Source organism: Litchfieldella xinjiangensis (assembly GCF_000759345.1).
GTDB lineage: Bacteria > Pseudomonadota > Gammaproteobacteria > Pseudomonadales > Halomonadaceae > Litchfieldella_A > Litchfieldella_A xinjiangensis.
Genome location: NZ_JPZL01000001.1, coordinates 679,792 through 692,168, shown reverse-complemented (window position 1 = coordinate 692,168; position 12,377 = coordinate 679,792). Strand labels below are relative to the sequence as shown.

Here is a 12,377-nt window from a genome sequence, read left to right as displayed (position 1 = left end):
CGATGAATGCGTGAGAATGCCAAGGACCCCCAGCGCCATGCACAACGCATGGCGCGCAAGCAGCGCGTCGTGCAGGCGCGCATGGCTCGCGCCCAGAAAGACCAGGGCGTGTTGCTGGTGCTTACCGGGCCCGGCAAGGGGAAGAGTAGCTCTGGCTTTGGCATGCTCGCGAGGGCCTTGGGCCATGGTATGCAGGTCGGTGTCGTTCAGTTCATCAAGGGACGCCGAGAGACGGGGGAGGAAGCCTTCTTTCGTGGCTTGCCCAATGTCGACTATCACATCATGGGCGAAGGGTTTACCTGGGATACGCAGGATCGCGAACGTGACGTCCGCGCGGCACAAGCGGCCTGGGCCGAGGCGAGGCGTATGCTTGGCGATGAGCGCTATGCCGTGGTGCTGCTCGATGAACTGAATATTGCCTTGCGCCACGAATACCTCGATATCGACCTGGTCCTCGATGACCTGGAAGCGCGCCCCGAAATGCAGCATGTGGTGGTGACCGGGCGCTACGCGCCACAGGCCATGATCGACCTGGCCGATACCGTCACCGAGATGGGCATCGTCAAGCATGCCTTCAAGGATCAAGGGATCAAGGCCCAGAAAGGGATCGAGCTTTGAGCCGAACCCTGATGATCCAGGGCACGACCTCGGATGCGGGCAAGAGCACCGTGGTGGCGGCGCTGTGCCGTTCCTTGGCGCGGCGGGGCATTTCGGTGGCGCCCTTCAAACCCCAGAACATGGCGCTCAATAGTGCAGTTACTCAGAATGGCGGGGAGATTGGGCGCTCCACGGCACTCCAGGCCCTGGCCTGCGGTGTTCCCGCGCATAGCGACATGAACCCGGTATTGCTCAAGCCCCAGAGCGACCGCGGTGCGCAGGTCATCCTGCGAGGCCAGGTCTTCGGCAACATGGATGCCGTCGATTATCACGCCTTCAAGGGCGAGGCCCGCCGGAGCGTACTGGCCGCCTGGGAAGCGCTCTCGGCGCGGTTCGACGTGATCATTGCCGAAGGGGCGGGGAGCCCGGCGGAGATCAACCTGCGCGAGGCCGATATTGCCAACATGGGCTTTGCCGAGATGGTCGATTGCCCGGTCGTTCTGGTGGGGGATATCGACCGGGGCGGCGTATTCGCACAGTTGGTGGGCACGCTCGAGCTGCTCTCGTCATCCGAGCGTGCCCGTACGCGGGGCTTCGTGATCAATCGCTTTCGTGGTGATACCGCGCTGCTTGCGCCAGGACTCGATTGGCTTACCGAACGGACGGGCAAGCCGGTTTTGGGGACCCTGCCGTACCTTCAGGGCTTGTTGCTCGATGCCGAAGATAGCGTGGGCCTTGCAGGCCACAGCGTTGCAGCACCGCGCCTGGAGATCGTCGTCCCGGCCCTGCCGCGTATCAGCAACCACAACGACTTCGATCCGCTACGTCTGCATCCCGATGTTCGGCTGACCTTCGTGGGGCCCGGCGAGAGGATTCCCCCGGCCGATCTCATCATCCTGCCCGGCAGCAAGAGCACACGCAGCGATCTTGCCTGGCTGCGCGCCCACGGCTGGGAGGACCATATTCAGCATCACTTGCGCTATGGCGGACATCTGTTTGGAATTTGCGGTGGGTTCCAGATGTTGGGGCAGGCGATTCATGATCCCGAGGGCCTCGAGAGTGAGCCGGGTTCTACCCCGGGTCTGGGATTGCTGGCCTTTAAGACGTGCATGGTGGCCGGCAAGCAGCTCCGCAACGTGGAGGGCCGGCTGCTACCCGAGGGGGCAGAGGTCAGTGGCTACGAGATCCATAACGGTGTGAGCGAGGGTCCTGCATTGGATAAGCCACTGCTCGAGCTGGCTGAGCATATCGATGGGGCGGTGAGCGACGACGGCCAGGTCATGGGGAGTTATCTGCATGGTATTTTCGACCGGCCCGAAGCGTGCCAGGCCTTGCTGGCCCGCTTCGGGCTGACGGCCTCGGCGTCTGCGGTGAACTATGCCGAGCACCGCGAGCGTGAACTCGATCGCTTGGCCGACATGCTCGAGGCGCATCTCGACATGTCAGCCATCGATGAGTTGCTCGAGCTGCCTCCCTACGCTTCGTCGGTGGGGTAGCTTCGCGGCTGGTGCTGCACACTGACCCACTGATCCGTAGTGAAAGCGGCCACGCTCCAGTCTCCATTGAAGCGGCCCAATCCAGAGTTCTTTTCGCCTCCGAACGGGTTGTTTGGCAGATCATTGACCGGCTGGTCGTTGACATGCACCATCCCCGCTTCGATGCGTCGGGCCAGCTGTACCCCTCGTTCGACATCGCCGGTGAACAAGGCAGCCGAGAGGCCATACTCCGTGTCGTTGGCCATGTGAATCGCATCGTCGGCATCGCGAGCGCGCAGGATTGGGGCGATCGGTCCAAAAATCTCCTCGCGCGCCAGGCTCATCGATTGGTCGACACCGGTGAATACATGCGGCGGCAACACACGGCCCTGCGCTTCACCCCCAACCTGCATGTGTGCACCCTCGGCCTGTGCATCGGCGATCTTGCGTTTCAGCGTGTCGAGCTGCTTGTCGTTGATGATCGGGCCGATGATGGTTTCTTCCTGTCGAGGATCGCCGACGGCCAGGCGCTCGGCGCGAGCGACAAATCGTTCGACGAAGGCATCGTGCAGCGAGTCCTCGACGATGATGCGGTTGATGGCCATGCAGATCTGGCCCTGATGCAGGAATTTGCCAAAAATGGCGGCGTCTACCGCGCGATCGACATCGGCATCGCCGAGCACGACGAAGGGGCCGTTGCCGCCCAGCTCCAGATCGACATGCTTGATGATTTCAGCATCGGCAGCTTGCCGGGCGATCCCGCGGCCAACCGGCGTCGACCCGGTAAACGACATCACCCGCGGAATGGGATGACTGACGAAGGCGTCGCCGATCTCGGAGCCACGACCGACCACGACGCTGACCAGTCCTTTGGACAGGCCGGCTTCCTCCAGCAATTTGGCAAACAGCAAGCCCCCGGTAACCGGCGTGTCGCTAGCCGGTTTGACCACGACGGCGTTACCCAGGGCCAGGGCCGGGATCAACGTGCGTGCAGTGAGCTGCAAGGGCCAGTTCCACGGGCTGATCATTCCCACGACACCCACCGGCTTGCGATAGGCGCGGCCTTCCTTCCCTGGGATGTCCGCGGGGAGCAGGCTCCCTTGGAGGCCATAGGTCGTGCCGATGTTATACTTGATCAGTCCCAGCACCAGTCCCCACTCGAGCGTGGCCTTGCGACGCGTACTGCCCGATTCGTGGATCAACCAATCGACTATATCGTCCTTACGCGCCTCGACGATGCCGGCCAGACGTTCGAGAACGGCACTCCGTTCGCTGGGGAGCTTGGCCTCCCATTCAGGCTGAGCCGCCTGAGCCGCACGGTAAGCGGCATCGAGATCTTCAAGGCTCGCCTGGGGAATCTCTACCAGCACCTCATCGGTATACGGATCGCTATTGGCCCGTGACGTACCGCTATGCCCTTCGCACCACTCACCGGCGATCCACTGTCGATGAAAGTCCTTGTATGGCGTCATACCACCTCTCCTTGTGCCTGGATGCGTCATTAGCAATGTAGCAAAAGGCTGGTTGGCGTTTGATCACCTGTCAACGGGTCTCAGGGGGTCGGTTCATGCAATACCAGTTCGACCCGGCGATTGGCGGAGCGGCCTTCCGGGGTGGCATTGGCTTCCAGCGGCAAGGTATCGGCGTAGCCGATCGCGCGAAGGCGCGAGGCATCGAGGCCCACTTCGGCCAAGAAGCGCAGTACGGCAATGGCCCGCGCACTGGAAAGCTCCCAGTTGGATGGGAAGCGGGCGGTGGCGATCGGCACGTCGTCGGAGTGACCTTCTACCGAAATACGACCCTCGAACTGATTCAATGGGACGATCAGTCCGTCCAGCACCTCGCGCCCTTGGCGTGTCAGGTCGGCGCTACCGCTGGGAAATAGCAGGTGATCGGCGATCCGAAGGGTGACCCCTTCCTTGCCCTGGGCCACGTCGATCCCTTCCAGGCGCAGGTCACGAAAGCGGGGCGCGAGTCCGGTGTCGCGGGGCAGGATGCCACTGCCCCGCGGCGCCACGGATGTCGAGCTGCCACCTTGCCGATCGCCTTCGCTGATACCCGCCGTGGCTTCCCCGTTGCTGGAAAGGCCGTTACCCGCAAGCGAAAGAAGCAATACGAACAGGGTGATGAGTAGCGTCAATACGTCGAGGTAACTCATCAGCCAGCTTTCGTCGGCTTCACCCCCATCGCTAGCGCCCGGCAGCAGGCTGTCATTGCTGTGACGATCAAGCATTCTGTCCTGCCTCGTCGAGCGTGTCGCCTCGATCGGGGCGTGCGGTATCTCGAATCTCGTCCTGGTGGTTGGCCATGAACGAATTGAGCGTTTCCTCGATGAACGAAGGGAGGCGACGCTTGGTAATCAACGAGATGCCTTCCAATACCATGTTCATAGCGATCAGGCGCTCCTCGGTGCGACGTTCGAGCTTCACGGCAATCGGCTTGAACACGAGATTGGCCAGGAGAATGCCGTAGAAGGTCGTCAACAGGGCGACGGCCATGCGCGGGCCGATGACCGCCACGTCACCGGCATCCATGACCTCGAGCATGTTCACCAGGCCGACCAGCGTGCCGATCATGCCGAAGGCCGGGGCATAGGTCGCCATGGTCCGAAAGATAGCGGCTTCGGCGTGCTCACGCGCCTTGAGCCGCGCGATACGCCAGCGCAGCAGATCGATGATCTCGCTTTCCTTGGTGTTGGCGATGACGAGTTGGATGCCGGTACGCAGGAACGGGTTGCGGGCCTGCTCCAGCGCTTGCTCTACGGCACGCACGTCGCCCTTGAACCATAGTCGCGACATGTCGACCAGTTCCTTGATGTCGTCCCGGGCATACGTGTTTTCCCGGCGGAACACGATGCCGACCAGGCGTACTACACGCACCACTTCACGTAGCGGATAGCTGATGAACGTCGAGGCGAGTGTGCCGGTAATGACGATGGCGAGCCCTGGCAGGTTGAGAAAACTCTGCGGCGACTCGGCAGTGAAAAGCAGTACGCTGGCCAGCAGGGCGATGCTGGCCAGCATGCCGATGATCGTTGACGGGTTCATGGACGGTTCCTTGCCGTAGTAACCAGTTATTTAGCATGCTCTGGAAGCTATCGGCGGGTGACGGCGACACTTGAACCCGGATCAGGGCGTCGTTGATCTATATCAAGTCGGCGTCTCATCCGACTGAGGCGGGACAGCACCGGGTAAATGATGTTCGTACAGTGTGGGGTCGTCGCTGATTACGGCATCCACACCCCAGTCCCATTGACGCGAAAAGGCGACCGGATCGTTGGCGGTATAGCAGAACAGGCGATAACCCGCGGCCTTGACCTCACGCGCCCGGGATTCCTTCAGCTTTCGCCAGTCGACGTGCAGGCTATAGGCCTTGAAGCGCCTTGCTTCCTGCAGCCAGTCGCGCGGTATCTTCTCGAACAGCAGCCCCAGGCGCAGACGGTCGGGGTCGGGCTCATGCGCCCGCGCCGAGGCCAGGGCCGAAAGGCTGAACGAGGACACCACCAGCCTTTCGGACGGTAAAGCGGCAAGGGTCATGGGCAACGCTGCAGCGACCAGCGCCTGAGCATCGCGCCCGCGATTGACCTTGAGTTCCAGATTGAGGCCCATGTCGAGTTCATTGATCAGACGTAGCATGTCCTCGAGTGTGGCCATGCGTTCCCCAGCGAATTCGGAGCTGAACCAACGGCCTACATCGAGGCTCTGGGCCCGCTTGAGGTCCAGCTTGGCCAGCTTGCCTCGGCTATCCGAGCAGCGGCGCACCCCATTGTCGTGCCAAATCACCGGGGTGCCATCGCCTAGCAATTGCACGTCCAGTTCGACCCATGAGCAGCCGGCCTGGTGAGCGGCTCTCACGGCGGAGAGGGTGTTTTCCGGCGCATGAGCAGAGAGGCCTCGATGGGCGACGGTAAAGGGAACGACCTTGGGGGCATCGGCGGGACTGACAAGCTCAGCAGGCGGGGTAAGGGCGTCGTTCATGACACTGGCCTCGATACGCAACAGACAAGATAAAGGGGGCACATTCCAGCTGAGTCTGACGCGCTGCATGCCCACGCACAAGAGCATCGTGGTTTTGCATGACAGCGTGATGGCAGGCCATGAAGCCGGGCCCGCATGGGCCCGGAAAAAGGGGGGTCAGTCGGGCGCGATCGGCAGGTTGCGCTTGTGCTGGGTGTTGCGGTACGCGGTGAGTATCACCTTATAGACCTTGTCGCTGACCGGCTTGCCTTCGAGGAAGTCATCGATCTCTTCGTAACTGATGCCGAAGGCATCCTCATCGGTCTTGCCCGGCGTGAGCGATTCAAGATCGGCGGTGGGCACCTTGTCGACCAGTTCGCTCGGTGCGCCCAGTTCACGCCCAAGATCACGTACCTGGCGCTTGCTGAGTCCGGTCAATGGGGCCACGTCGCACGCGCCATCGCCATACTTGGTGAAGAAGCCCATCAAGGCTTCGGCGGCCTGATCGGTACCGACGACCAGCCCGCCCCGGGCCCCGGCGACGGCATACTGGGCGATCATCCGCTGGCGTGCCTTGATGTTACCCATCACGAAATCACGATGGGAGGCGTCCTTGAACTGAAGCCCGCCGCTTTCCAGGGCTTCGAGCATGGTATCGCTGGCCTTGGCGATATTCACCGTGAGGCATTCATCCGCACCGATGAATTCCAATGCACGTTGCGCATCGTGCTCGTCCTTCTGTTCCTGGTAGGGCAGGCGCATCGCCACGAAGCGTGCTTCGAGCCCGCGCTCGCGGGCGTGATCCACCGCCAGCTGCGCCAGCTTTCCAGCCACTGTGGAATCGACCCCACCACTGATGCCGAGAACGAGGGTGTGCTGGCCTGAAGTTTCCATCTGGCGAACCAGGAAGTCCCGGCGGCGCTCGACTTCCTTGCGAGCATCGATCTGCGTCTGGGCTTCCAGATCACGAATAATGGTCTGCTGGGCCTCGGTATTGGAGAGTGGCTCCATGACGTTTCGCTCCTTGTCGTTGAGCTCGGTAATCAATCGCTGTCGAGGACTTGCTGATGGTAATGGGGCAGGCGCTCCAGGGAGTAATGGGCAGCAGCGAGACGCACCTCATTGCGGCCGCCGTCGAAGCGCCGTGTCTCGCAGAAGTGATGCTCATGGTCCTTGTGCCGAAACGCCCAGGCAAAACATACCGTGCCGATGGGCGTGTCATCATCGCCCCCGTTGGGACCGGCTACACCTGTGTTCGACAAGGCCACGTCAGCATTGTTGTTGTTCAAGGCGCCGATGGCCATTTCACGGGCGACCGGCTCACTGGTCAGCCCATGGGTATCGATGGTGTCGAAGCTGACCTTGAGGTAGCGGTTCTTGGATTCGGGAGAGTACACGGCCAAACCGCAGTCGATGCTTTGGCCACTCCCCGGGATCCGAGCGAGTTCGGAGACGATCAGTCCTGCGGTGCAGGATTCGGCCGTTGCGAGGTTGAGATTGCTGTCCTGCAGGTATTGGGTGATCCGTTCGAGCATTTCCATTGCGGTTCCTTCTGCTTCCATTCTTGCTTGCATGAGTGATGCCTAGCGTCTTGGGGTGTAGGCGGATGTGGTAGCCTGCGCTCCTCGTGAGGTCCGATGACGAGGCCTCCCCTCAGTGTAGACACAAGCGTGGATGAGTTGGCGACGATGAATGTGGTGCATGTAAAGGATGCAAAAAGGCGTGACGCCTGCCTGGCTCGGCTCTGTGCCGAGGTATACGGCCAGCAAGCCGGGCTGACGCCGCTGGTGGTGTTTACCGGAACCCGGCGTGAGCTCTTCGTCCATGAGGCGGGTCGCATGTTGGCGCTGGTCGATCGTGAAGGTACGCCTCTCGCATTGGCCTTGCTGGTTCTCGACGCGGCCGGAGAAGGCATGACACTCACTCATAGCTGTGCTTTGGGTGAGGAGAAGGACGCCGAGCGCCGCTTGATCAGTGAATTGGCATTCAAGGCGCCGCTTCGTGTGGAGGCGGACAGTCGTGAAGAGGAGTCCTTCTACCTGGGCTGCGGGATTACCCGCTGGTTTGCCGGCCGTGATGGGCAGCGGATTGGCTTGGGACTCAAGCATCCGGCCAGCAGCGTACGCGAGCTGAGTGAGACGCTTGCCTTCGATGAGTCAGCCCTGCTGCGCCGCTTCAAGCATGATGCGAAAACCTTCGACGATGAGAAACAGCGCTTCGTCGATGGATTGGCGAATTTCCCGTCACGGCTCGCCTAGGATGGCCTGCGACTACAAGGCTTGACCTGGCAACAGGGGGAAGCTTGTATGGAGACCATCCAGAACCGAACGAGGAGCTTGTGATGGCCAAACGCATTCAATTCGCCAAGACCGGTGGGCCCGAGGTGCTAGAGTATGTAGACGTCGAGCCGCAGCCCCCGGGGCGCGATGAAGTCCAGGTCAGAAACCAGGCTATCGGCCTCAATTTCATCGATATCTACTTTCGCACCGGCCTGTATCCTGCACCTTCGATGCCATCGGGGCTGGGTACCGAAGGCGCAGGCGTGGTCGAGGCGGTCGGTGAAGGCGTGACCCATTTGAAAAAAGGTGATCGTGTCGCCTATGCCCAAGGGCCGCTGGGTGCCTACGCCGAATTACATACCTTGCCGGCGGCCAAGGTAGTGGTGCTTCCCGACAACGTCGACATCGAAACGGCAGCCGGCAGCATGCTCAAGGGCCTGACGGTGCAGTACCTGCTGCGTCAAACCTATCCGTTAAAAGGCGGCGAAACCATCCTGTTTCACGCTGCGGCTGGCGGTGTCGGTTCGATTGCCTGCCAGTGGGCCCGCGTACTGGGGGTCAGGCTGATTGGTACGGTAAGCTCGCAGGAGAAGGCCGACATTGCCCAGGCCAACGGTGCCTGGGCCACGATCGACTATAGCCGCGAGAATGTGGCCGAGCGTATTCGTGAGCTGACCCAGGGCGAAATGTGCGATGTGGTTTACGATTCGGTGGGCAAGGATACTTGGGAAACGTCCCTGGATTGCCTCAAGCCACGCGGACTGATGGTCAGCTTCGGTAACGCATCGGGCCCGGTGGAGAACGTCAATATCGGTATCCTCAACCAGAAAGGCTCGTTGTTCGTCACACGCCCGAGTCTCAACGGGTATGCCGATTCCCGCGAGCGTCTCGAGATGATGTGCACCGATCTGTTCGACATGCTGGGCAGTGGCAAGGTGGCCGTGGATATCGGCCAGCGCTTCGACTTGAAGGATGCCGGAAAGGCACAAGAAGCCGTGGCCTCGCGCAAGACGACCGGCTCGACCATTCTTATCCCCTGAACCTGCCCGCGCCGCGACATGGCTGCCCTCCGGGCGGCCATTCTGTCTTTTCTATAACGAGGCGTTCAGCTCGCCGATCAACCGTTCACGGTGTTTGAGTGCCGTTACGCCCCGGTCCCCGAGCCGGGCGGCAACCTCGCTCACTATCCCCTCGGCAAGCAACATGAAGGCACACATGCTGTTGCTGAAGAACACGCTTTGATTAGGCACCAGGAACGTGTGCGAGGCGAGTCTCGCCAGCGGCGAGCTTGCCGTATCGGTCAAAGCGATCACGTCGATACCGTGGCGTACGGCGATCTCGGCCGTGGCAATCACACTCGGCGTATAGGGAAAGCAGCTGGCGACCACCAACAGGTCGCCGCGATCGAGTTGGGCCAGCGCATCGGCCACGCCTTGCCGACTGGAGTCCAGCGGTGCCACGTCGGCCCGCAGCATACCCAGTCCGTACGCCATGAATAATGCGAGAGAATGGAACTGCCTCATGCCATGGATGCGAACGCGGTGTGCCGTGGCCAGGCGCCCCACGGTTGCATTGAAGGTATCGGCATCGATGCGCTCCAGTAAGCCTGCGAGGTTGGTACTCTCCTGACGGGCCAGGCGAGGCAGACAGCCGAGTCGCTCGGTTTCATCGCTATCGGCCAGCATCCGAGACGCCTGGTCGCTATAGAAATGCGAGCCCTCGGTCAGCTCGCGGCGAAAGACGGCTTGCAAGTCACCGAAGCCGCCGTATCCCAGGCGCTGTGCCAGACGGGTCAAGGTCGAGGCGTTGACCCCCAGCTGTGCGGCCAGCTCGCTAATCGACCCAAAGGCGCTCTGCTGAGGTGAATCGATCAGCGTGGCGAGGACATGTCGGGAGCGACTCCCCAGTCGGAGCGGCGACTCACCTGCGTCGATCTCGCGGCGGAGTTGCTCTAGCGCCGATAGCGTATCAGGCGGAAAAGAGGTCATGGCGATTGGCCTTGGTGTCGCTTCGAGAAGCGCAAGCATAGCAGGAGGGAGGTAGGGCAAAAATAATTGCGCAAATTATATTTGCATCTATTGTTTGCATATCACTCATCCAAACTCGACGATGCCCTCTCATGAGCCATGTGTTTCACCGCCATCTCAACCAGTTCTATCCCGTCGCGGTTCGAGGCGATGGGCCCTACCTGATCGATGCTGATGGGCGACGCTATCTTGATGCCAGTGGCGGGGCAGCGGTTTCGTGCCTTGGGCACAGCGATGCCGATGTCGTCGAGGCGATTCGCGAGCAGGTAGGCAAGCTGGCTTATGCGCATACGTCGTTTTTCACGAACGAGCCCATGGAGGACTTGGCTGACTTCCTGATCGATAAGGCCCCCGCGGGGTTGGCATCGGTCTACTTCGTCTCGGGGGGCTCGGAAGCCGTGGAAGCGGCGCTCAAGCTTGCTCGCCAATATTTCATAGAGATTGGCCAGCCGCAGCGCAAGCATGTCATCGCCCGGCGGCAGAGCTATCACGGCAACACCCTGGGGGCATTGGCTACCGGTGGCAATGCCTGGCGCCGCCAACAGTTCGAGCCGCTATTGATCGAAGTCAGTCATGTCAGCCCATGCTATGCCTACCGAGAGCAGCAGACGGGAGAGACGCCCGAGCAAATGGGGGAGCGCTTGGCCCAGGAACTCGAAAACGACATCGTGCGACTGGGTGCGGAAAATGTCATGGCCTTCGTTGCCGAGCCGGTCGTCGGGGCAACGCTTGGCGCGGTGCCTCCGGTGCCTGGGTATTTCCAACGCATACGCGAGATCTGCGATCGCTACGGCGTGTTGTTGATCCTCGATGAGGTGATGTGCGGCATGGGACGCACAGGGACCTTATTTGCGGCCGAGCAGGAGGGCATCAGCGCCGACCTCGTGACGATCGCCAAGGGGCTAGGTGCCGGGTACCAGCCGATCGGCGCCACGCTGGTCAGCGAGCGCATCCGCCACGCCATTGCCGAAGGCTCGGGATTGTTCCAGCATGGCCATACCTATATCGGGCACGCTACCGCCTGTGCCGCCGCTCTTGCCGTACAACGGGCCATCGAGTCACGCGACCTCCTGGCTCGAGTGCGCTGGTTGGGGGACGGATTGGAACGGCGCCTCGTACAACGTTTTGGCGGACATCCTCATATTGGCGACATTCGAGGCCGTGGCCTGTTCCAGGGGCTTGAGTTCGTGGCCGATCGTGACGACAAGAGCCCGTTCGCTCCCGAACTGAAGCTTCATGCACGGATCAAGAGAGCCGCCATGGCGGAAGGGCTGATGTGTTATCCCATGGGAGGCACGCTGGATGGCCGTCGTGGTGATCACGTTCTTCTCGCACCGCCGTTCATCCTTGATGACAGCCATCTCGACGAGCTGGTCGAGAAGCTCGGAAGGGCGGTGGATAGCGCGCTCGATAGCCTTCAATGAGATCGACAGGAGCGACCCAGTGAAGATCGATTCCCGGCTGACGCCACTCGACGAATCGCGTATGAATGATGCCCAGCGGCGCGTGCTGGGCGAGATACTCAGCGGTCCGCGAGGCAATCTCGATGGGCCGTTCCTGGCCTGGATTCACAGCCCGGCGTTGGCCGACCATGCGCAGCGGCTCGGCGCGTTCTGCCGCTACCAGACTCGTCTGGAATTACGCCTGAGCGAACTCGCCATTCTGTTCACTGCCGCCTGGTGGCAATCCCAGGCCGAATGGCAGATCCATGAACCTATCGCCCGGCAGGCAGGAATCTCTGACACCGTCATCGAGGCCTTGCGCCGGGGAGACGAGCCGGTGTTCGCTCTTGATGACGAAGCCTTGATCTATCGCCTGGGCACGTCGCTCTACACTAAGCGACGTATCGACGATGCCCTCTATGAAGAAGCGGTGACTACCTTCGGGGAGCCGGGAGTGGTCGAATTGGTGGGAATATTCGGCTATTACGCCCTGGTCGCGATGACGCTCAATGTTTTCGAGGTGCGCCGCGATACCGGCACGGCCTTGCCGTTTGCCGAGCCGTGAAGGGCCTGGGCTTTCATGAAAATGCCCGGCCATTGG

13 protein-coding genes are annotated in these 12,377 nt (G+C 61.3%); 6 read left to right on the top strand and 7 right to left on the bottom strand.

Going from position 1 to position 12,377, the window contains the following annotated elements; all coding sequences use genetic code 11:
- Positions 1 to 6 precede the first annotated feature (6 nt).
- Entirely contained in the window at positions 7 to 618 is a 612-nt protein-coding gene (cobO, locus tag JH15_RS03325) for a cob(I)yrinic acid a,c-diamide adenosyltransferase (protein ID WP_043526980.1), read from the top strand.
- 11 nt (positions 619 to 629) lie between these two features.
- Complete coding sequence (locus JH15_RS03320) at positions 630 to 2,093, top strand: cobyric acid synthase (protein ID WP_043528730.1); 1,464 nt, start codon at positions 630 to 632, stop codon at positions 2,091 to 2,093.
- Here the strand turns inward: JH15_RS03320 and JH15_RS03315 are convergent.
- The 6 genes from JH15_RS03315 to JH15_RS03290 form a co-directional block, all read right to left on the bottom strand.
- Entirely contained in the window at positions 2,072 to 3,544 is a 1,473-nt protein-coding gene (locus JH15_RS03315) for an aldehyde dehydrogenase family protein (protein ID WP_043526977.1), read from the bottom strand. The two genes, JH15_RS03320 and JH15_RS03315, sit on opposite strands and share 22 nt — an antisense overlap.
- Positions 3,545 to 3,624: 80 nt before the next feature.
- Positions 3,625 to 4,305, bottom strand: a complete 681-nt coding sequence (locus JH15_RS03310) for an OmpA/MotB family protein (protein WP_043526974.1) — start codon at positions 4,303 to 4,305, stop codon at positions 3,625 to 3,627.
- Positions 4,298 to 5,119, bottom strand: a complete 822-nt coding sequence (locus tag JH15_RS03305) for a motility protein A (protein WP_043526972.1) — start codon at positions 5,117 to 5,119, stop codon at positions 4,298 to 4,300. Before JH15_RS03305 ends, JH15_RS03310 begins: the two co-directional genes overlap by 8 nt.
- A 102-nt stretch (positions 5,120 to 5,221) precedes the next feature.
- A complete protein-coding gene (locus JH15_RS03300; RefSeq protein ID WP_052383871.1) occupies positions 5,222 to 6,049 on the bottom strand; it encodes a glycerophosphodiester phosphodiesterase family protein in 828 nt (275 codons plus the stop codon).
- A gap of 156 nt (positions 6,050 to 6,205) precedes the next feature.
- Positions 6,206 to 7,039 (bottom strand): ammonia-dependent NAD(+) synthetase, encoded by an 834-nt coding sequence (gene nadE, locus JH15_RS03295; RefSeq protein WP_043526969.1) that lies wholly within the window; start codon positions 7,037 to 7,039, stop codon positions 6,206 to 6,208.
- 32 nt (positions 7,040 to 7,071) lie between these two features.
- Positions 7,072 to 7,569: a CinA family protein gene (locus JH15_RS03290; RefSeq protein ID WP_043526967.1), complete on the bottom strand. Its 498-nt coding sequence runs from the start codon at positions 7,567 to 7,569 to the stop codon at positions 7,072 to 7,074.
- A 147-nt stretch (positions 7,570 to 7,716) separates the two neighbouring features.
- On the opposite strand from JH15_RS03290, the gene JH15_RS03285 reads away from it, so the two are divergent.
- Both JH15_RS03285 and JH15_RS03280 read left to right on the top strand, forming a co-directional pair.
- Positions 7,717 to 8,286 carry a hypothetical protein gene (locus tag JH15_RS03285; protein ID WP_043526964.1) on the top strand — a complete coding sequence of 190 codons (570 nt, stop codon included), beginning with the start codon at positions 7,717 to 7,719 and terminating at the stop codon, positions 8,284 to 8,286.
- 83 nt (positions 8,287 to 8,369) lie between these two features.
- Positions 8,370 to 9,347, top strand: a complete 978-nt coding sequence (locus JH15_RS03280) for an NADPH:quinone reductase (protein ID WP_043526962.1) — start codon at positions 8,370 to 8,372, stop codon at positions 9,345 to 9,347.
- Positions 9,348 to 9,398: 51 nt separating this feature from the next.
- Here JH15_RS03280 and JH15_RS03275 read toward each other — a convergent pair whose 3' ends face one another.
- The gene (locus JH15_RS03275; RefSeq protein WP_043526959.1) at positions 9,399 to 10,295 is read right to left on the bottom strand and encodes a MurR/RpiR family transcriptional regulator; all 897 of its coding nucleotides are present in this window, start codon (positions 10,293 to 10,295) and stop codon (positions 9,399 to 9,401) included.
- Positions 10,296 to 10,426: 131 nt separating this feature from the next.
- Between JH15_RS03275 and JH15_RS03270 the strand changes: the two genes are divergently transcribed.
- The gene (locus tag JH15_RS03270; RefSeq protein ID WP_043526956.1) at positions 10,427 to 11,758 is read left to right on the top strand and encodes an aspartate aminotransferase family protein; all 1,332 of its coding nucleotides are present in this window, start codon (positions 10,427 to 10,429) and stop codon (positions 11,756 to 11,758) included.
- Between the two features lie 19 nt (positions 11,759 to 11,777).
- Positions 11,778 to 12,341 carry a carboxymuconolactone decarboxylase family protein gene (locus JH15_RS03265; RefSeq protein WP_043526954.1) on the top strand — a complete coding sequence of 188 codons (564 nt, stop codon included), beginning with the start codon at positions 11,778 to 11,780 and terminating at the stop codon, positions 12,339 to 12,341.
- Positions 12,342 to 12,377: the final 36 nt, after the last annotated feature.